Annotated in this window: 19 protein-coding genes; 17 read left to right on the top strand and 2 right to left on the bottom strand. The window is 32.2% G+C overall.

The features are described from left to right. Positions 1-59: 59 nt before the first annotated feature. Positions 60-1109, top strand: a complete 1050-nt coding sequence (locus HMPREF2597_RS03610; RefSeq protein WP_002479393.1) for an alpha/beta hydrolase — start codon at positions 60-62, stop codon at positions 1107-1109. Positions 1110-1290: 181 nt separating this feature from the next. On the opposite strand, the gene HMPREF2597_RS03605 is transcribed toward HMPREF2597_RS03610, so the two are convergent. Beyond that, on the bottom strand, positions 1291-1797 hold the full coding sequence (locus HMPREF2597_RS03605; protein ID WP_002459811.1) for a GNAT family N-acetyltransferase: 507 nt from the start codon (positions 1795-1797) through the stop codon (positions 1291-1293). A gap of 101 nt (positions 1798-1898) precedes the next feature. On the opposite strand from HMPREF2597_RS03605, the gene HMPREF2597_RS03600 reads away from it, so the two are divergent. From HMPREF2597_RS03600 to HMPREF2597_RS03570, 7 genes are all read left to right on the top strand, one after another. Continuing rightward, complete coding sequence (locus HMPREF2597_RS03600; RefSeq protein ID WP_002479392.1) at positions 1899-2822, top strand: Rossmann-fold NAD(P)-binding domain-containing protein; 924 nt, start codon at positions 1899-1901, stop codon at positions 2820-2822. A 15-nt stretch (positions 2823-2837) separates the two neighbouring features. Then, a complete protein-coding gene (gene graR / locus HMPREF2597_RS03595) occupies positions 2838-3512 on the top strand; it encodes a response regulator transcription factor GraR/ApsR (RefSeq protein ID WP_002459809.1) in 675 nt (224 codons plus the stop codon). Further along, complete coding sequence (locus HMPREF2597_RS03590) at positions 3505-4545, top strand: sensor histidine kinase (RefSeq protein ID WP_002459808.1); 1041 nt, start codon at positions 3505-3507, stop codon at positions 4543-4545. The genes graR and HMPREF2597_RS03590 overlap by 8 nt, the downstream gene beginning before the upstream one ends. Before the next feature lie 86 nt (positions 4546-4631). Further along, the gene (locus HMPREF2597_RS03585; RefSeq protein ID WP_002479391.1) at positions 4632-5393 is read left to right on the top strand and encodes an ABC transporter ATP-binding protein; all 762 of its coding nucleotides are present in this window, start codon (positions 4632-4634) and stop codon (positions 5391-5393) included. Beyond that, positions 5383-7272, top strand: a complete 1890-nt coding sequence (locus HMPREF2597_RS03580; RefSeq protein ID WP_002479390.1) for an FtsX-like permease family protein — start codon at positions 5383-5385, stop codon at positions 7270-7272. The genes HMPREF2597_RS03585 and HMPREF2597_RS03580 overlap by 11 nt, the downstream gene beginning before the upstream one ends. A gap of 544 nt (positions 7273-7816) precedes the next feature. Continuing rightward, positions 7817-8434: a DUF47 domain-containing protein gene (locus HMPREF2597_RS03575; RefSeq protein ID WP_002479389.1), complete on the top strand. Its 618-nt coding sequence runs from the start codon at positions 7817-7819 to the stop codon at positions 8432-8434. 14 nt (positions 8435-8448) lie between these two features. After that, the gene (locus HMPREF2597_RS03570) at positions 8449-9450 is read left to right on the top strand and encodes an inorganic phosphate transporter (RefSeq protein ID WP_002459804.1); all 1002 of its coding nucleotides are present in this window, start codon (positions 8449-8451) and stop codon (positions 9448-9450) included. A gap of 387 nt (positions 9451-9837) precedes the next feature. On the opposite strand, the gene HMPREF2597_RS03565 is transcribed toward HMPREF2597_RS03570, so the two are convergent. After that, positions 9838-10641, bottom strand: coding sequence for a CHAP domain-containing protein (locus HMPREF2597_RS03565; RefSeq protein WP_002479388.1), 804 nt, complete (start codon positions 10639-10641; stop codon positions 9838-9840). A 397-nt stretch (positions 10642-11038) separates the two neighbouring features. Here HMPREF2597_RS03565 and HMPREF2597_RS03560 point away from each other — a divergent pair, with 397 nt between their 5' ends. The 9 genes from HMPREF2597_RS03560 to HMPREF2597_RS03520 all read left to right on the top strand — a co-directional run bounded on the left by HMPREF2597_RS03560 (position 11039) and on the right by HMPREF2597_RS03520 (position 20129). Further along, positions 11039-11662, top strand: coding sequence for a Bax inhibitor-1/YccA family protein (locus HMPREF2597_RS03560; RefSeq protein ID WP_371089515.1), 624 nt, complete (start codon positions 11039-11041; stop codon positions 11660-11662). A 308-nt stretch (positions 11663-11970) separates the two neighbouring features. Continuing rightward, complete coding sequence (locus HMPREF2597_RS03555; protein WP_060795728.1) at positions 11971-14115, top strand: helix-turn-helix domain-containing protein; 2145 nt, start codon at positions 11971-11973, stop codon at positions 14113-14115. 143 nt (positions 14116-14258) lie between these two features. Beyond that, on the top strand, positions 14259-14618 hold the full coding sequence (locus HMPREF2597_RS03550) for a transcriptional regulator, SarA/Rot family (protein WP_002459800.1): 360 nt from the start codon (positions 14259-14261) through the stop codon (positions 14616-14618). Positions 14619-14851: 233 nt separating this feature from the next. After that, positions 14852-15568, top strand: a complete 717-nt coding sequence (locus HMPREF2597_RS03545; protein WP_002459799.1) for a YebC/PmpR family DNA-binding transcriptional regulator — start codon at positions 14852-14854, stop codon at positions 15566-15568. Beyond that, positions 15568-16035: a cupin domain-containing protein gene (locus tag HMPREF2597_RS03540; RefSeq protein ID WP_002459798.1), complete on the top strand. Its 468-nt coding sequence runs from the start codon at positions 15568-15570 to the stop codon at positions 16033-16035. Before HMPREF2597_RS03545 ends, HMPREF2597_RS03540 begins: the two co-directional genes overlap by 1 nt. 384 nt (positions 16036-16419) lie before the next feature. Next, the gene (locus HMPREF2597_RS03535) at positions 16420-17034 is read left to right on the top strand and encodes a ribonuclease FAU-1 family protein (RefSeq protein ID WP_002479386.1); all 615 of its coding nucleotides are present in this window, start codon (positions 16420-16422) and stop codon (positions 17032-17034) included. 450 nt (positions 17035-17484) lie between these two features. Then, positions 17485-18339 carry a LysR family transcriptional regulator gene (locus HMPREF2597_RS03530; protein WP_002459796.1) on the top strand — a complete coding sequence of 285 codons (855 nt, stop codon included), beginning with the start codon at positions 17485-17487 and terminating at the stop codon, positions 18337-18339. A gap of 85 nt (positions 18340-18424) precedes the next feature. After that, a complete protein-coding gene (locus HMPREF2597_RS03525) occupies positions 18425-19642 on the top strand; it encodes a sugar efflux transporter (RefSeq protein WP_002459795.1) in 1218 nt (405 codons plus the stop codon). A gap of 1 nt (position 19643) precedes the next feature. Next, complete coding sequence (locus HMPREF2597_RS03520; protein WP_002479385.1) at positions 19644-20129, top strand: DUF456 domain-containing protein; 486 nt, start codon at positions 19644-19646, stop codon at positions 20127-20129. Positions 20130-20480: the final 351 nt, after the last annotated feature.

Genomic DNA, 20480 nt, shown 5'->3' with positions numbered 1-20480 from the left:
ATTTTACAATGTTAAATTGAGTAGAAGAAGTCTATTGATTATGGATGAAGGGATAGAAAATGAAAGAGACTAGAAAATGGTCTTGGATTACGTTGATATGCGTGTTAGTTATTGGTAGTTTGGTTGCGCTTGACTTAAAATATCATTACGATTCAGACCAAAATAATCATAGAACAAACAATAAAGTACAGATTAATAATAAAAATGTCCAAGTCTTTACGGATATTACTTATAGCCATGGTTATCCTAATAGCAAATTAGATATCATTACACCTGAAACAGTTAATGAAAATAGCAAGTTACCAATCATCTTTTGGATGCATGGCGGTGGGTTTGTTGCAGGAGATAAGCAGTATAAAAATCCATTGCTTTCTAAAATTGCTGAACAGGGTTATGTCGTTGTAAATGTTAATTATGCTTTAGCACCTAACTATAAATATCCAACACCGTTAAAACAAATGGATGCAGCGGTAAAATTTATGAAAGATAATCAACATGACTTCCCAATTGATTTTGACCAAGTCATATTAGGTGGGGACTCGGCAGGTGCCCAATTAATGAGTCAATATACTGCAATGCAAACAAATGATAAATTGCGTGAAGAAATGCGTTTCCAACAACAATTCACGCCAGAACAGTTAAAAGGAGCAATTTTTTTCGGTGGCTTTTATAATATGCAGACGGTACGTGCAACTGAATTTCCTCGTATTCAAATGTTTATGCGCAGTTATACTGGTTCTGCCAATTGGGAAACAGATTTTAAAAATATTTCACAAATGTCGACGATTCAGCAAGTGACAAAGCAATTTCCTCCCACTTATTTATCTGTAGGTGACGGCGATCCATTTTACAGCCAAAATGAAAGTTTTATCCGTAAACTTAAAAGTAAACATGTACCTACTACGACACTTTTTTACGATGGTACACATCATTTACATCATCAATATCAATTTCATTTAGAAAAGCCGGAATCTAAAGAAAACATGAAGCGGGTATTGCTATTTCTAAGTCGAAATACGTCTTCATCAGGTGTTGAACGAGGCAATAATCATAGTTTAGACACGCATACACCAGAGAATAATACAGTTAATCTGCTACCTATCGAATGATGATAACAATAATTGTATTTCCGATTAGGTAATGATAAATAAGAGTTAACGCCACGACCAAAAAGTACATTATAGGTCGTGGCGTTATAGCGTATTTAAATATTATGTATAAAATTATATGGTTCAGCAGTGGTACTTTATCATAGTATAAAACACGTTAACGCTATATAGGTATTACGGACTAAATTAACAATTTGCCCAACACATACTTGCTATAATATTTACCATTTATGAACAGCTTATCTCTCAACTCGCCTTCAATAATAAAACCTAAACTTTTAAACAATATGACAGCGCTTTGATTTTCTGGAACTATAGAAGCTTCAAGACGACGAATATGACGATTTAATGCCCATGCTTCTGCAGCGTTTATCAAGGCTTGTCCAATACCTTTACGTTGATATAAATATTTTACGCCTAAGGATATAATAGCCTCATGTTTTGTACGTTCATAATTTTTTGTAGTTACAAAGGCATAGCCAACAAGTTGTTCATCTTGTTCGGCCACGAAAATCGTATTTGCCGGAGATGTTATAAATTTTTCTAAGTTTTTACTTGCACGTTGAATGGTAGGAGCATATTCACCTGGATTATATAATGTGAATTCAGATTCATCATATACTGTCGACAATAGTTGTATGAAGTTTTCTACATCTTTAATGCTTATTTCGCGTATAATAGGAGCCATAGTAGACCTCCAATCGTTTAGAATTTATCGTTCTACTATAGTATAGTATATTAAAAGTATAATTGCTCATATCTTTAGTGATTGTTAAAGGGGATATTAAGATGAAACCAAATGTATTGCTTGCAGGGGGTAGTGGCTTTTTAGGTAAACATATTGGTTCTGCCATTGAACATGAGGCAACTTTATATGCTTTATCTAAATATCCAAACCCTCAAGAGACAAAAATTGAAAGTATTACTTGGTTAAAGAAAGATATATATAATTATAAAGATGTCCTAAGTGCAATGGAAGGGATGGACATCGCTATCTTCTACATTGATCCAAATAAACATTCAGCAAAGCTAACACAAGCAACAGCGAGAGATTTAAACCTAATTGCCGCTGATAATTTTGGACGTGCTGCCGCCAAGACAAGCGTGGCAACTATTATATATATTACTGGTAGTCGTTTTGACAAAGAAACGGTGGAGCGTCTGAGCGCATACGGTGTTAACGTACAACAAACAGAGCACATAGTCAAACGGCCACATATTAACGTTGAATTACAAGTTTCTAAGTATGACGATGTCAGAAATGCAATGCATATTGTTTTGCCAAAAAAATGGACACTGAGTCAATTAGTAGATTATTTTATGACTTGGCTAGGTAATACAAAAGGCACTTTTGTTAATACGTGTAAAGAAGGAGATAATTACATTATCTATGGTAAAGTTAAACATAAACCACTTGCCATTATAAAAATTGGTGCAGAAGTAGATGGCATGATTACTTTAAACCTTGTTGGAGGTCGTCTAGTACATCCAAATTTGAAAAAACAGGGCAAATTGGAATTTAGACAATTAAAAGGAACCCAAATGGTTATTGTACATTTATATGATTACATTCCGCGATTATTTTGGCCAATATATTATGTTATTCAAGCTCCCTTACAAGGATTAATTATGCGTGGATTTGAAATTGATTGTAGAATCAAGCATTTTCAAGGGCGTATACAAGATGGAGAAAAGATTAAATACACAAAATAATGAAGGTGAAAATTCATGCAAATATTACTCGTAGAAGACGATAAGACGCTATTTAAAGAATTGAAAAAAGAACTAGAACAATGGGATTTTAACGTTATGGGAGTAGAAGATTTTAGCAATGTGATGGAGACATATGAACAAGTTCAACCGGAGATTGTTATTATGGATGTTCAACTTCCTAAATATGATGGATTCTATTGGTGTCGAAAAATGCGCCAAGTGTCTAACGTGCCCATCTTATTTTTATCATCTCGTGATAACCCAATGGATCAAGTAATGAGTATGGAATTAGGTGCAGACGATTATATGCAAAAACCATTTTATACCAACGTGCTTATTGCAAAATTACAAGCGATTTATCGTCGAGTGTATGAGTTTGGCGTAGAAGAAAAGCGTATTTTAAATTGGCAAAAAGCAGTTGTCGATTTATCAAAAGATAGTATTCAAAAAGACGATAAAGTGATTTATTTATCTAAAACAGAGATGATTATCTTAGAAATGTTAATTACGAAACAAAATCAAATCGTGACGCGTGACACATTAATTACAGCACTCTGGGAAGACGAAGCCTTTGTTAGTGATAATACCTTAACTGTTAATGTTAATCGTTTGCGTAAAAAATTAGCTGAATTAGATATGGATACTGCGATTGAAACAAAAGTTGGTAAAGGATATATGGCTCATGAATAACGTGAAATGGTTTTGGCTGTTTATCAAGACACGTAAGAATTGGGTGCTATGGTTTTTATTTTTAAACCTAATGATGCTGGGTATTTCTTATATTGATTACGATATTTCTGTTGATAGTATGATTTATTTAGTGGTGTTAAACATTGGAATGACTGCTATCTTTTTACTCTTTGCTTTTTTAAAAGAAATTAAGTTATATCAACATTTTTATGAAAATAAAGAAATAGAGGAAATAAAGCATAAAGGACTCGCAGAAAGCCCGTTTCAAGAACAAATCGTGGATTATTTGTATCGCAAATTGAATTTACAAAAGGAAAAAGTAACAAAACAGCAACATCAGATTAAAGTAACGGAACAATCAATAACTGAATTTGTTCATGATATTAAAACGCCTGTGACAGCAATGAAATTGTTAATTGATCAGGAACAAAATCAACAGCGCAAACAGTCATTGCTTTATGAGTGGTCTAGAATTAATGAAATGTTAGATAAACAATTATACTTAACGCGCTTAGAGTCTCAAAATAGAGATATGTACTTTGAACAAGTATCATTAAAACGTTTAGTGATTGATGAAATACAATTAACAAGACACATTAGCCAAGCAAAAGGTATTGGCTATAACTTATCATTTGATGGTAATACAATGGTCTACACAGATGTAAAATGGTGCCGCATGATGATTCGGCAAATTTTGTCAAATTCTTTAAAATATAGTAAAAACTCTGATATTCATATGTCAGGCTATATTAAAGGTGAACACGTCCATTTGAAAATTCAAGATGAGGGCAGAGGCATTAGTCAGAAAGACTTGCCAAGAATTTTTGATCGAGGTTATACATCAACTGCTAATCGTGATGAAACAGCTTCTTCGGGTATGGGATTATATTTGGTTGACAGTGTTAAAGCACAATTAGGTATCCAAATTGAAGTGATGTCTGAAATAGGTAAAGGTACGACATTTATTTTAATTTTCCCAAAACAAAATGAGATTATGAAACGGTTGTCAGAAGTGACAAAATTGTCATATTAAATAAGTGTATTGTTACTTAAGATAGCGGCGTTACATATATCGACTCGTTATAATTAAGAGTGAAGATGGATGTAAGGAGTGTTGTTGTGTCAATATTAGTAGTTAAAGAATTAACTAAAATATACGGAAGTAAAGATATGCAGCAGGAAGTTTTAAGAGGTATTAATCTTTCAGTTGATGAAGGTGAATTTGTCTCAATAATGGGACCTTCTGGCTCTGGAAAAACGACGTTATTAAATATTTTGGGATCAATTGATTATATGTCACAAGGTTCAGTAGAATTAGCTGGACATAAACTAGAAAAAATGTCGAATAAAGCGCTATCTGATATGCGTAAGCGGGATATTGGGTTTATTTTTCAAGATTATAATTTACTACATACATTGACGGTAAAAGAGAATATTTTATTGCCGTTATCTGTACAAAAAATTAGTAAAGAGATGGCAATGAAGCGTTATCATAAAGTTGTTGAAACATTAAATATTGCAGAATTGGGTGATAAATACCCTTCAGAACTTTCTGGTGGTCAACGGCAGCGAACATCTGCCGCACGCGCTTTTATTACATTACCTAAAATTATTTTTGCAGATGAACCTACAGGCGCTTTAGACTCCAAAAGTTCTCAAGATTTATTGGAACGACTTGTCTATATGAATAAATATCGACAAACGACAATTATCATGGTCACGCATGATCCATTAGCAGCAAGCTTTTCTAATCGTGTAGTCATGTTGAAAGATGGACAAATATTTACTGAGCTCTATCAAGGGGATGATGACGATGAAACATTTTATCGTGAAATTATTCGCACACAAAGTGTTTTAGGTGGGGTTCATCATGAATTTTAATCATATTATCTTGAAAAACTTTAGACAAAATATGAGGCATTATGCGCTGTATTTATTGTCACTTATTATTAGTATTGTCTTATATTTTAGCTTTGTCACAATTAGGTATGTGCGCCATATTAATATTAATCAATCTTTCGATGTCATCCGTGAAGGAACACAATTTGGCAGTTATTTTTTATTTGTGATTATTCTTATTTTCATCATTTATTCAAATATGCTATTTGTTAAGCGGCGCTTTCGAGAATTTGCTTTATATCAAGTGATCGGCTTAAGTAAGCGTAATTTAGTACATATTGTAATGGTTGAGCAGATTGCTATTTATTTCGTAACGTCTATTATTGGTATTCTAATCGGCTTATTTAGCACTAAAATTTTATTGATGATTGTCTTGAAATTGTTAGGCGCTAAAGCAACTGCGCCAATTGTATTTAGTGCTGAAGCCCTGTTACAAACTGGTATGCTTATTGGTAGTGCGTTTATCTTAACTATGGTGCAATCGATTATTTTTATTTATAGATATTCGCTTACAGAATTATTTGAAGACACGGAAGTTAAAGCATTAAGCAATAGTAAGTTGAGTTTTAAGGAAGCGATCTTCGGCATATTAGGGTTACTGATGATCGCAACAAGCTATTACTTTATTACGAATCATCTTGTTGATTTTGTACATATTTCAGTATTGTTTATCATTTGTATTTTATTATTAATAGGGCCATATTTTTTCTTTAGAAGTTCTGTATCTTTAGTCTTAAAATTATTAAAAAGGTTTAAGCAAGGGTCTGTGAATGTGAGTGATGTCATATTTACATCGTCTTTAGTCTATCGTGTGCGTAAAAACGCCTTTTCCTTAACGGTAATGGCGATTATTTCATCTATTACTGTTACAGTTCTTTGTATCGCTGCAATAAGTCGCAGCTCGTTAACGAACGAAGTACTATTGGCCTCTCCATATGATGTTACAACGAATCAAACTGCTGCTGCTAATCAATTATCATATATGTTAAATCAACGACAGATTGAACATGACTATAATTATAAAGAATTAATTTATACACACCTTTATAAAAATAAATTATTCAATAGCGATACTGCTAGACCATATTATGTTAATGTCACAAGTGCTGCCTTTTTTCCTAATCGGAACGTAGAGAAAGGTGAAGCAGATTTAATTATCCCTGATGGAACAATTCGACAGTATATGAAACATTACCCACATGGTACTACAGGTATAGGTACTAAAAAACATCATATTAATGTGAAATTAAACAAGGTAATACATGACGTTTATTTTAAAGAAGATAATGATTTAGGAGACCCAACGTTTATATTGAATGATTCAGACTATCAGAAAATTAAAACACATGCTAAAAAGAAAGATAAGATAGTACAATATGGCTTTGATTTAACACATCGGAAAGACGTACCTAAACTGGAGATGATTGTTAATGATATGAATCATCAACTAGAAACACGTAGTCAGATTGTAAGCGAAGTATCCAGCATAACAGGAATTGTGCTATTTGTGACATCATTTTTAGGCATCACATTTCTCATCGCAGTAGGCTGTATTATATATATTAGACAAATGGATGAAACCGAAGATGAACTCGAAAACTATTCCATACTGCGTAAATTAGGTTTCAACCAATACGATATGACAAAAGGACTAAAACTTAAAGTCACATTCAACTTTGGTCTACCACTCATCATTGCACTACTGCACGCCTACTTCATCTCAAGAGGATTCATGGACATCATAGGAACCAATAATACAAGCCCTATATACATCGTTATGACCATATACAGCACCATATACGCCATATTTGCAATCATCACATACAACCACACCAAACGCACCATCAGCCACTCGATATAGGGGCCCCAACACAAAGAAACTAATAAAATTAGTTTCCCCAAGCAAAGCAAGTTGGGGTGGGCCTCAACAGAGAGGAAGCGGGACAGCATTCATTATGAATTCGTAGTCCCGCCCGGCAAGGTTGACTAGGATTGAAAAAGCTTGATATAAGCATATGTTCAATCCAGTCAACTACTGCCAATATATCATTCATAGATATGGTGTTATGGCCATATATTAAGTTGCTTTAAAATACAGTCATTAAAAAGTGTATTCCAGTTACTTATTGCATCAAGCATTACGATTACATTGTCTAATTGTAAAGAATTTGTAAATAGAATTGTGATATTGTAAATTTTATGCTATTTTCAAAGAGGGACAAAGTCAGTATTTGAGAACATTTTTTCGCGATGCATAATGACATACTTACAAAATATTTACAAAAGTCAGAAAATGAATCGGGTTAGAGTGATTATAATGTAACAATTTTCTTAATAGGGATTGTCTTTAGTAGTATTAAATTACGGAAGTGATGATTTTCAATCGCTTAAATGGAGGATTTAAAATGTTTACAAAGAAAAAGGATAAGTTCATGGTTCAACTTGAAGAAATGGTTTTCAATTTAGATCGTGCAGCAATGGAATTCGGTAAAATGGATTTCAATACACATTTAGATTTAAAAGCGTATTCTGACAATATCAAAACTTATGAATCTCACGGTGATGAATTAATGCATCAAGTTATTACAGATTTAAATCAAACATTCATTACACCTATTGAACGTGAGGATATCCTATCATTATGCAACGCAATCGATGATGTATTAGATGCAATGGAAGAAACATCTGCAATGTTTGAAATGTATTCAATCGAATATACTGATGAATATATGGCAGAATTTGTTGAAAACATTCAAAAAGCAGTAGCTGAAATGAAATTAGCGGTCGGCTTACTTGTAGATAAAAAATTATCACATATGCGCATTCATTCTATTAATATTAAAGAATTTGAAACAAACTGTGATGGTATTTTACGTCAATCAATGAAGCATATATTTAATAGTGAAACTGATCCAATGACATTAATTAAAATAAAAGACATTTACCAAAGCATGGAAGAAATCGCTGATAAATGCCAAGTTGTAGCAAATAACTTTGAAACAATCATTATGAAAAATAGCTAAGGGAGTTCTTAAAGATGGATTACGTATTAATTATTACGATAGCTATCGTTGTTTTTTCATTGATATTTGACTTTATCAACGGTTTTCACGATACTGCAAACGCGGTAGCTACAGCGGTATCTACTCGTGCTTTAACGCCGAGAAGAGCTATACTATTAGCTGCAATTATGAATTTTATTGGTGCCTTAACATTTACTGGTGTGGCAGGAACAATTACAAAGGATATTGTAAATCCATTTGAATTACATAATGGGCTCGTTGTCGTACTTGCAGCAATTATTTCAGCAATTATTTGGAATTTAGTAACATGGTTTTATGGTATACCTAGTTCATCATCTCATGCTTTGATTGGTTCAATTGCAGGTGCAGCAATTGCATCAACTGGTTCTTTCATGGATATTCATTATCAAGGATTTACCAAAATTATTATCGTATTGATTATTTCACCAATCATTGCATTTTGTGTAGGTTATATCATGTATTCCATTGTGAAAATTGTCTTTAAAAATGCGAATTTAACAAGATCTAACCGTAACTTTAGATTTTTCCAAATTTTTACGGCAGCATTGCAATCCTTCTCACACGGGACAAACGATGCTCAAAAATCAATGGGGATTATTACCTTAGCTTTAATCGTAGCTGATGTGCAACACCAAGTAGAACCTCAGTTATGGGTTAAAGTAGCTTGTGCTACCGCAATGGGCTTAGGTACTGCAATTGGTGGTTGGAAAATCATCAAAACTGTAGGTGGTAATATCATGAAAATTAGACCTGCTAACGGTGCAGCAGCTGATTTATCATCAGCATTAACTATTTTCGTGGCTTCATCACTACATTTCCCATTATCTACTACGCACGTTGTATCTTCATCTATTCTAGGTGTAGGTGCAGCTAATCGTGTGAAAGGCGTAAAATGGAGTACAGCGCAACGTATGGTTATCACATGGGTAATTACATTACCTATTTCAGCTGTATTGGCAGCTATTATCTATTTGATTATGCATATTTTCTTATAAAGCATAATAAGTTATTAATTAAAATATTGCTAAAACAGGCTAGGACATCATTTTTAGAAAAATAAGCCAGTAAATGCGTTTTTAGTAAATGCATTTACTGGCTTATTCATATTCATTGCTTCGTAGTGTATAACTCGGGCTGTCTCAGCCAGCCCAGCTTGCGTTGTCCGTTGGCTTTCTTTAAACTAAGTGAATGTGATGTCTGATGTATAAAATGATGATGCAATAACGCTAACAATAGAAACTTTAGGCGGTTAGATTTTAATCCGTTATAAATAAGTTCAAAGCTATCTATTTATATCTTTTGAGTGAAATGGACTTAAAAGATAATTTTTAACAAAATAAAAAAGCGTAAGAGCTAGGTCTCACGCTTTGATTATTGTTATATTAATGGATAAATGCATAACTAGAAACTTCTGAAGCAGGGATAGTTCTAGTATTTGTGTTATATGGACCATAAGTATAATTCATTTCAGAAATTAAAATACTACCGTCGCCATTAACACGTTCAACATATGCAACATGACCATATGGGCCAGGTGTACTTTGCATAATTGCGCCAACTTCAGGTGAGTTATCTACACGGTAACCATCATTAGCAGCATTTCCAGCCCAATATTTTGCATCTGACCAATAAGTGCTTATTGGTTTGCCGGCTTGAGAACGACGATCAAATACATACCAAGTACATTGACCGGAAGTATATAGATTAGAATGGTTAAATGTTGGTGTTGTGTTTGTATTTGAAGGTGTTACTGTTGTGCCACCAGAACCAGCACCATTGCCAGAACCACTTGGGATATTTAATGTTTGATTTGGCATGATTAAATAGCCATTTAAATTATTAGCGCGCATTAAGTCATTAACTGACACACCATATTGATTGGCAATAAGATTTAATGATTCTCCAGCTTGAACTGTATGAGATGTTGCTGAAGAATTTTGACCACTATATTGGCTACTGTTGGTATTATTTCCACCAACTGATAAGACTTGACCAGGGAATACAAAGTTATTTGAAAGATTATTACTTTGTTTAATATCGTTAACAGTTGTGTTATGCTGTTGAGCGATACTCCATAAAGATTCACCAGATTTAACGGTGTGTTGTGTTGCGGCTTCGGCATGTTGGTGTGTAAGCGCTGCAGCAGCACCTGATGCAGCTGTAATAGCAAATGCTAATTTTTTCACGTTCATGTCCTCCTTATATTTAAATGCACATTAAGTCATGCACTTTAATTTAAATATTTAATTTCCGATTTATCACTACACCCCCATATTATCAAAAATAGTTTTCTTTGTGGGTATTGTTACTATCTTGTAATATTATTAATAAATGACGATGAAATGTAAATATATTTATAAACGTTGCTGCATAAGGGTTAGAAATGGAAATTATGAAAGTTATTTTCAATATAAAAATTTAATTTGTAATATTTCGAGAATAAAAAATGAAATGTAAATGCATTTATCCAACTGGATTATTCATTTTCAATAAAACAATGTTTATCTTATTGTCTTAGTGTTATAAATAACTATTGAAGGAAGGAGCAATAGCATGAATGATTTTTCAAAGAAACAAAGACATATGACAGATCACAGTCAATCTAAATCATGGGCGTATTCGCAAGTATGGTTATATTTTATGTATTATTGGCTTATATTTGGTATTGGTTGTTATTTTGGACAATACCTTCCTGATGAATGGCGAATGCCATTGTCTATAGGATTGTTAGTTCTTATTTTTTCTACCTTAATATTTAAAAGAGCGCGTAAATATGGTTTGATTATTTCTCATATCTATGCGATTATCGTGGGACTATTATCATACGCGATGTTTACAACATACTTACAAAATTTAGGTGCGGATGTATTTTATAAAAATATTGTCTTAGCTATTGGTGCATTTGTTATTTTTGGAGTGATAGGTTTTTTCTTTATAAAAGATGCATCAAGTATAGGAAGATATTTGTTTGTAACATTACTGGCACTGATTGTAGCATCTCTTATTGGACTGTTTATTCATAATCCAGTATTTTATACGGTTATCACGGTAGTCAGCTTGTTTCTGTTTCTTCTATATACTTTATATGATTTTAATAGAATGAAACGGGGTCAATTTTCACCGAGAGAAATGGGCTTTAATCTGTTTATTAATTTGCTTAATATTATTCTTGATATTTTAAGCTTAGCAAACCGTTTTCGAAATTAATCGAAAAATAAATATCTTAAATCAAAAGATGTTTGCGCTTTGTTTTACTTGTTTAGTGTAGTAAAGTTTTGGCAACAGCATGCCAATAATCAGCGAAAGAATTACACTAACCCAAAGCGCAATATTTTTTTATGTAATTTTATAGTTATCAATAAAATAGAAAAAACATAACAATAAATATGTTAGTTTATTTTTGCTAATATATTTAGATTGTGTTAAATTTATGCTTATTATTATAGGAAAAGCGGACTTTATGTTAAGTAAAATATAAGGGTTATGAGCTAGCAAGATTAGAAAGAGGAAGATATATGACTAATACTTTTTTTCGAATCCTCACTAAAGAAGAATATCAACCAACACGATGTATCGATGGTATTATTGTCATTTTACCTATACAAGGGGATCTGACGATTCAGCATTTTGCTAATTCTACTACGATTAGTGATGAAATATATATCATAAATAATAAAGATATTTTTACAATTAAACAGAATCATAAATCATTAATGCTTTACATTACGAGCGATTGGTTTAAAAATCACGATTATGTATTTTTTGATTATAAGTATTCTGTGAACTTAATAAAATCAATCAATAAATTAAAACAACTGATGCTTAAAATTGCGATTAACTATATTAATCAAATGCCCATAACTAGTAATGAAAACTACATTAAACAAATGGTGGAAGTAATAGCAACAGAAGGAAGTGTTGATTTAGAAACGGCTGAAAATCAATATAAATTTTTATTTTATGGGGAACTTAGCCAAATACTAGAATATATTAATAAACACTCTCATGAAAAACTAACGTTAAATGCGCTATCTCAAAATTTATTCACCTCAAAATCCAACATTTCCGCACAGTTTCACCAAAACTTAAACATGGGTTTTAAACAATACGTTGATTCACTAAAAATTGCTGAATCAATTGAATACTTGTTAACTGAAAATTCAACCATTAGTCATATTAGCGATAAATTAGGGTTTAGTAATTCGGCTAGCTATACGAAAATGTTTAAAAGTTATATTGGTATTACACCTAATGATTATCGAAGTTTAAATATAAAGGATAAATATTTATTAATGAATTATGAAGTGTTAAGTGAGGATAATGAACAACATTTAAAAACAGTACTCAGACAACAGATTAATTATTATCAAGAAAATATTGAACGTAAAATATTTATAGACAACAATAAAGTAAAAACAAAGCAAAATTTTGAACTTGTAACTCAGATTAATACTGTTGAAGAGTTTAAAGAGTTATTCTTTATTAAAATCAAAGGAAAAGCTAATATTAATACAGAAAATTTAATTATCTATGTTAATTTTGGTATTGGAACATTAATTAATAATCTGAGTGATGCTGAAATTGGAGATATGTTTAAAAAAATTGCGGCAAATAATTTGCATATTGCCTTTAAAATTCAATCATTAGAAATTATGGATTATATCGAGCGCATTTATGTACAAGTAGTAGAACGTTTAAACTATAAGAAATCATTAGCAAATGGTGATCGTGGTATTATCATGCTTGTATTTGATATGGAAGTAATAGAACTAAAAGAAATTTATCGGCTTATTTTAAAAATTCAAAATAAGCAATTTGGTTTAAGATTTGGTTTAGACATTAGCTGTTTGCTTAACGAAACAGTCATGTTTAAAACATTAGAATCACAAATAAAACGTATCGGTTTTGATTATTTATTTATTGATAATGCTCACCTTGAACAACCATATTTACTAGAAGATAGTCAACATTTATTATTAAAAAATATTTTAGAGTATCAGAATATCGAAAAAATATTAACACAAATTGATTTATCATATAGCAAAGTTATATTTTTAAATATAGAGAACCACCAATTTTTAAATAATGAAAACGACTTGAGTAACAGTGCCCCATTAATTATTGAAACCTTTTTGAAAACGGCAGAGTTATTTGATGGTATGGGTGTTAACTTATATTTTAGTAGAAATTCGTTTAATGCAATTCATATCTTTGATGAAAATGGTTTTAAAACGGTGTTAGGCATCATCATTGGTCAAATTAAGTGGATGATGAACCAGTCCAGAACAATTAAAGATAATTATATTGTAGTAGAAAATGAGGCACAGTATACATTATTCTTATATGATTGGAGAGTATTTGAAAGCGAAGCATCAATTACCTATTTCGGTGATACAGAAGTATTAATTCATTTTGAAGAAGCAGCTGAACAATCGATTCGATTAATTAAGTCGGAAAAAGTTGACGAGAAAAATGGTAATATCAATCACATCATTAATCGCCATATTCGTGAAAAATACAATTGGACTCAGGAATTATTAAAAGAAATTGAAGATCATTTACATACGACTATGAGAATTATTGAACATGACTTCAGGAAAGACTATTTTAAAGTTAATTTAGGTTATGATTCATTAAGAATCATAAAAATATTCAAATAGTGTGCAATTAATGCGTAGTGCAATTCAATTCAAATGTGTTGGTAATTTTGGCAATGAATATTAAACAAATGAAAACGACAACCTCTAAAACATAGTAGATAATTATAATATATTGTCCGCTTATATTTGGAGGTGCAATAGTATTGAGTAAAGATAAATTAAATCAATTACTAAATCTTTATAAGAAGCATAAATTATTGTCAGAATATATAGATAAAAAATATAAGCTGACGCTTAATGATTTAGCAGTATTAAAACTTGCTAAAGATTATACTTCAGAAGAGAAAGTATTGATGCAATCGTTTTTAAAATTAGCGATTGAAGAATTAGATTTAAGTAGAACGAAGTTACTTGTTTCTATCCGTCGACTTATCGACAAAGAAAAATTAAGTAAACAACGTTCAGAAGAAGATGAGCGTAAAATTTTCATTTATATGAATGATGACAATATTGAAAGTTTTAATGACTTATTTAAAGATGTCGAAGAATTATTAGAAATCTAAGTTTGTTTGTACTGGCAAAGTTTACTTTGTCAGTATTTTTAATTTTATTTAAGCTCAATCATCAATATAAAAACAATCGGATATAAGATGAATTAATGATAGGCGGACATATATTGATATAATAGAATTGTTACTAAATTGGCATGTTTACGTGCTGTATGTTATATATAATCGTTGGAAAATCATGTATAATAAATAGTGTTAATTTAGAAGAACGAAAGTGAGATGACATTATGGGTCGTAAATGGAATAATATTAAAGAGAAAAAAGCCCAAAAGGATAAAAACACTAGCAGAATTTATGCTAAATTTGGTAAAGAAATATATGTTGCAGCAAAATCAGGCGAGCCTGATCCAAATTCAAACCAAGCATTACGCTTAGTGTTAGAACGTGCTAAAACATATTCAGTACCTAATCATATCATTGACAAGGCAATCGATAAGGCTAAAGGTGCAGGAGAAGAAAACTTTGACCATCTTAGATACGAAGGTTTTGGTCCAAGCGGCTCTATGATAATTGTCGATGCGTTAACGAATAATGTAAATCGTACAGCCTCAGACGTTCGAGCTGCTTTTGGTAAAAATGGAGGAAACATGGGCGTATCAGGTTCTGTTGCATATATGTTTGATGATACTGCTACATTTGCTATTGAAGGAAAGTCTGCGGATGATGTATTAGAAGCATTAATGGAACAAGATGTTGATGTGAGAGATGTTATTGATGAAGATGGCTTAACTGTTGTCTATGCAGAACCAGATCAATTTGCGCAAGTGCAAGAAGCATTACGTGCAATAGGTGTAGAAGAGTTCAAAGTAGCAGAATTTGAAATGTTACCTCAAACGGATATAGAATTATCAGCTGAGGATCAAGAAACATTTGAAAAATTAGTTGATGCACTTGAAGAGTTGGAAGACGTTCAAAACGTTTTCCATAACGTGGATTTAAAATAATGATATCTGCAGAAGAATGGATTAATCGACTTGAATTAATGCCTCATCCCGAGGGAGGCTATTATAAAGAAACGCTACGACCGGATGATAAAAAGCGTGCATCATATAGCAGTATATATTTTCTATTAAAAGATGCAGATGTGTCTCATTTTCATCGTATTGATGCGGATGAGGTATGGTATCACCATAGTGGTGAAACGCTTTTAATTCATATGATTACAACAGAGGGTAAATACTATGTTGAACAGTTAGGACAAAATGTTGCTGATGGTGATGTCTTGCAATGTGTTGTTCCTAAAGGCACGATATTTGCCTCAAGTTTAAAACATTCTAAAGGATACGGTATTGTTGGTTGCATGTGTCAACCTGCATTTGAATTTGAACACTTTGAATTATTGGCACAAGCAATATTATTAGAAAAGTATCCTCAACACCAAGAGATTATTAAAGCTTATGCAGTAGAATAGACGCATAACTTGAAACACAATTGTGATTTCATATTAAATAAGAATGCCATGTGCTTATTAACGGCACAAGGTGTTCTTTTTTTTTTAGAATTTTTCTTGTGGTTTAACGGTATTATATAATGATATGTGAAGGTGATTTTTAGCTTAGATGTGAGTATATACATTATGGACCAAGTGATATGCTTTTGTTTAAATTTTAATTTTTGAAAATCTAGTTTAAATCTCAAAATTCATAGTAATATTATCGATTTTACAAAAATTCATAAATATATAGTAGAATATAAATGATCGAAGTCAAATAAATGCATGTAATTAATACAAAGTTTCGGATAAGATGACAGACGATAGTTAGTCTAATATAATAATGACAAGGAGTTGGTGGCTGTGAAAGTAAAATATATTGATAAACGTCACTGGCGTCGCCTTATAGAAAGGGAATATATAGAAGTTAAGGTGAATAATAAAAGATTCAAGGGCATTATCGGTTTAGTGACGATGAATAAAGTACGTGAACCGCTTGAGGTGACGGTAGTTGGAAAGCATATGGTTGTGGCTGATGACCATTATCAATGGCTGCAGATTTTACCCGAAAAGAAACGGTACAGTATTACAGCAATGTTTGATGATAAAGGCCAACCGTTAGAATATTATTTCGATATAAATATCAAAAACATTACACAAAAAGGTAATGCTAGAACATTAGACTTATTTCTAGATGTCTTAGTATTGCCTACTGGTAAGTATGAGCTTGTTGATGAAGATGACTTAATGAATGCGTTAGTTAATGAACAAATCACTAAAAGACAGTATCATGAAGCCTATATGATAGCACATCAATTGATGATTGAGATAAATGATAATTTTGATGAACTTGAACGACGAATCATGCATTGTTACCGCAAAATGAATCAAAAGAAACATAAAGCGAAACGACATCACCATCAAGCACCTCAACCACAGCAACGTCATAAAAGAAAAAAACGCTATACAGAAGACTAAGATTTAAATCATGCATGTTTAACATTAGCCAAGAGAAACCGTTATAGAGACTTTCAAAACAAAAAGCAACGGACAACGCAAGTTGGAGTGGGGCCCCAACACAAAGGCTTTCGAAGCGAAAGACAACGGACAACGCAAGTTGGGGTGGCCCCAACACAAAGAAATGCAGTTAATATTTCAACAAGCAAAGCAAGTTAGGGATGGGACTTTCTACAGAAGCTTGTCATTATTAGCAAGAGTTTAAAAATACATTTTACATTAGACAATTAGTATTTTTATAATGTAGGTTTATCTACTTAATTATTTTATGTTTTACCAAAATAATGGCTTATGCACTAATAGTACTTTTACTTTATAAAGTATTGTTATGATGGGCGCTGTTTAAATCCTAAACGTTTTAGTTATGACTTTATTATGTATGGATAAGCAAGAGGATTGTAGGGGGAAACTATGAAAATTGAAGACTATAGATTACTTATAACATTGGATGAGACAAAAACATTGCGCAAAGCTGCAGAATTATTATATATTTCGCAACCTGCTGTCACACAGCGATTAAAAGCAATTGAAAATAATTTTGGCGTAGATATTTTTATTCGTACAAAAAAGCAACTCATTACTACAACAGAAGGGGCTATGATTATTGAGCATGCTCGCGATATGTTAAAGCGAGAACGTTTATTTTACGATAAAATGCAGGCGCATATTGGAGAGGTCAATGGTACGATATCTATTGGTTGTTCTTCTTTGATAGGACAAACATTGCTTCCAGATGTCTTAAGTTTATATAATACACAGTTTCCAAATGTTGAAATACAAGTTCAAGTAGGTTCGACTGAACATATCAAAGCACATCATCGTGATTATCATGTTATGATTACGCGGGGAAATAAGGTTATGAACCTAACAAACACCCATTTATTTAATGATGAACATTACTTTATTTACCCTAAAGATAAGCGGGCAGAAGTAGATAAACTTCCATTTATTGAGTTTCAAGCAGATCCCATTTATATTAATCAAATTAAAGAATGGTACAATGATAACTTAGGACAAGATTTCCATGCAACCATTACTGTTGATCAAGTTGGAACATGTAAAGAGATGTTATTGAGTGGTGTAGGAGTAACTATTTTACCTGAGGTTATGATGAAATACATTGATAAAAATCAATTTGAATGTGAAAAAGTATTAATTGAAGGTCAGCCACTGATACGCTCTACATTTATGAGTTACGAAGCGAATATGTTGCAGTTGCCACAAGTAGATTCATTTGTTAATTTAATGTATAACTTTATACGCTAATTTATAGGATATCGTGCCGCAATATGTATCATGTTAACCTTGTCGGCATTTAGATTAATTAATTTTAAGGATAGAGGGTACGTTTATGTTTAAAGCATTACTCCATATTAAAAACTATAAATTATTTGTGGTAAATATGATGCTTCTCGGTATGGGTATCGCAATTACGGTACCCTATTTTGTATTATTTGCGACGAATGAATTAGGTATGACAACCAATCAGTTCGGCATTTTATTAGCGCTTGCTGCGGTTAGTCAATTTACAATAAATTCTATAGTCGCGCGCTTTTCAGACACGCATAATATTAATCGTAAGTTTTTAATTATTACTGCCTTATTTATGGGGGCAGTTAGTTTCTCTATATATTTTTATATTCATGATATTTGGTTATTTATTATTACATATGCGATTTTTCAAGGTTTATTTGCACCAGCAATGCCTCAATTATATGCTTCTGCTAGAGAATCTATCAATATATCGTCTTCCAGAAAAAATGCTAAATTTGCCAATACAGTGTTACGATCAATGTTTTCTTTTGGCTTCCTTTTCGGGCCGTTGATAGGTTCACGTCTTATCCATTTTAATGGGTACGCTGGACTCTTCGGAGGAACAGTTGCTATTATTTTATTTACGTTATTATTGCAGGTCTTCTTTTATCAAGATTTAAAGTTAACAGGAGAACAACAAGTTGGTGGAACAGCACATATTGAAACCACAGCGCCGAATATGTTGAAAGATGTTACCTTGTTTTTGCCTTTTGTAGCATTTATTTTGCTACATATTGGGCAATGGATGTATACCATGAATATGCCGTTGTTTGTAACAAAACAGTTGCATATTTCTGAAGATTATGTGGGGACATTAGCAAGCTTATGCGCAGGATTAGAAGTTCCATTCATGGTGATTTTAGGAATGTTAGCGACTAAGTTGCAAACTAGAACATTATTGATTGTTGGAGCACTAAGTGGTGGTGCGTTTTATTTTAGCATTGGTATCTTTAATAACATATATATGATGATGCTTGGGCAAGTTTTTCTGGCCTTCTTTTTAGCGATTTTACTTGGCTTAGGCATCAGTTATTTTCAAGATATTTTACCTGATTTTCCCGGCTACGCTTCTACACTTTTTGCTAATGCGATGGTAATTGGGCAGCTATGTGGGAATTTATTAGGTGGTGCCATGAGTCAGTGGGTTGGTTTAGAAAATGTCTTTTTTGTATCAGCAAGCTCAATATTTATTGGTATGGTGCTAATCTTTTTCACGAAAGATCAAAAATTTACTGAAGAAAAGGTGATATCTTAATATGACTGTCTTATTGTGGTTATTAATTATTTTCGCATTTATTTTGGCATTTGTTGGACTTATTAAACCTGTGATACCCTCTGTTTTGATGTTGTGGGTTGGTTTTTTAATTTATCAATTCGCATTTAATAATGGTGAATTATCGTGGATATTTTATGTGTCAATGATAGTGTTAACGGTACTCATGTTTATCTCTGATTTTGCAATGAATAAATATTTTGTTAATAAATATGGTGGTTCAAAGATAAGTGAGTATGTTGCACTTATAGGTGTGCTCGTTGGTTGTTTTGTCTTCCCACCATTTGGCATTATCATTATTCCTTTTGTAGCAGTTTTTGCAGTTGAACTTATGCAAGATTTCGATGTGAACAAAGCTTTTAAAGCAAGCTTGGGTTCAATCGTAGCTTTCTTAACCAGCAACATTGCCAAAGCGATCATCATGTTTATCATGATTGTATGGTTTTTTATAGATGTATTTGTGATATAAACTAGAAGATGCTGGATAGAAATCTCAAGTATTAATCTTTTTGAAAAGGATGACTAGGATTGAAAAAGCTTGGTATAAGCGTATTTTTTCCACAGTCAACTACTGCCAATATAGAGTTCATAACTTAAAACATAATTATGTTCCAGTCTCTTGTCAATTAGTTTTACAAATGCGCACCAGGCGGGGCATCGTTCATCGAAAAAAGCCAGTAAATGAGTTTTTTATAAATTCATTTACTGGTTTCTTTATTTATGATGTTTTATATTGTTGTCCCGATTTACATTATCTGTTGAGTCTCTTAAGGAAGTTCATAATGATGGGCCCACCCCAGCTTGCGTTGTCCGTAGAAAT

Source organism: Staphylococcus sp. HMSC063A07 (assembly GCF_001836955.1).
GTDB classification, from domain to species: domain Bacteria; phylum Bacillota; class Bacilli; order Staphylococcales; family Staphylococcaceae; genus Staphylococcus; species Staphylococcus lugdunensis.
Note: the sequence above shows the minus strand (reverse complement) of the source record. Positions and strands in the feature narration are given on the sequence as shown.

What these genes read in the sequence shown, in the direction of transcription:
- HMPREF2597_RS03610 (WP_002479393.1), top strand. Translation starts at nt 60, where the DNA reads ATGAAAGAGACTAGAAAATGGTCTTGGATTACGTTGATATGCGTGTTA.
- HMPREF2597_RS03605 (WP_002459811.1), bottom strand. Translation starts at nt 1,797, where the DNA reads ATGGCTCCTATTATACGCGAAATAAGCATTAAAGATGTAGAAAACTTC.
- HMPREF2597_RS03600 (WP_002479392.1), top strand. Translation starts at nt 1,899, where the DNA reads ATGAAACCAAATGTATTGCTTGCAGGGGGTAGTGGCTTTTTAGGTAAA.
- graR (WP_002459809.1), top strand. Translation starts at nt 2,838, where the DNA reads ATGCAAATATTACTCGTAGAAGACGATAAGACGCTATTTAAAGAATTG.
- HMPREF2597_RS03590 (WP_002459808.1), top strand. Translation starts at nt 3,505, where the DNA reads ATGAATAACGTGAAATGGTTTTGGCTGTTTATCAAGACACGTAAGAAT.
- HMPREF2597_RS03580 (WP_002479390.1), top strand. Translation starts at nt 5,383, where the DNA reads ATGAATTTTAATCATATTATCTTGAAAAACTTTAGACAAAATATGAGG.
- HMPREF2597_RS03575 (WP_002479389.1), top strand. Translation starts at nt 7,817, where the DNA reads ATGTTTACAAAGAAAAAGGATAAGTTCATGGTTCAACTTGAAGAAATG.
- HMPREF2597_RS03570 (WP_002459804.1), top strand. Translation starts at nt 8,449, where the DNA reads ATGGATTACGTATTAATTATTACGATAGCTATCGTTGTTTTTTCATTG.
- HMPREF2597_RS03560 (WP_371089515.1), top strand. Translation starts at nt 11,039, where the DNA reads ATGACAGATCACAGTCAATCTAAATCATGGGCGTATTCGCAAGTATGG.
- HMPREF2597_RS03555 (WP_060795728.1), top strand. Translation starts at nt 11,971, where the DNA reads ATGACTAATACTTTTTTTCGAATCCTCACTAAAGAAGAATATCAACCA.
- HMPREF2597_RS03545 (WP_002459799.1), top strand. Translation starts at nt 14,852, where the DNA reads ATGGGTCGTAAATGGAATAATATTAAAGAGAAAAAAGCCCAAAAGGAT.
- HMPREF2597_RS03540 (WP_002459798.1), top strand. Translation starts at nt 15,568, where the DNA reads ATGATATCTGCAGAAGAATGGATTAATCGACTTGAATTAATGCCTCAT.
- HMPREF2597_RS03530 (WP_002459796.1), top strand. Translation starts at nt 17,485, where the DNA reads ATGAAAATTGAAGACTATAGATTACTTATAACATTGGATGAGACAAAA.
- HMPREF2597_RS03525 (WP_002459795.1), top strand. Translation starts at nt 18,425, where the DNA reads ATGTTTAAAGCATTACTCCATATTAAAAACTATAAATTATTTGTGGTA.
- HMPREF2597_RS03520 (WP_002479385.1), top strand. Translation starts at nt 19,644, where the DNA reads ATGACTGTCTTATTGTGGTTATTAATTATTTTCGCATTTATTTTGGCA.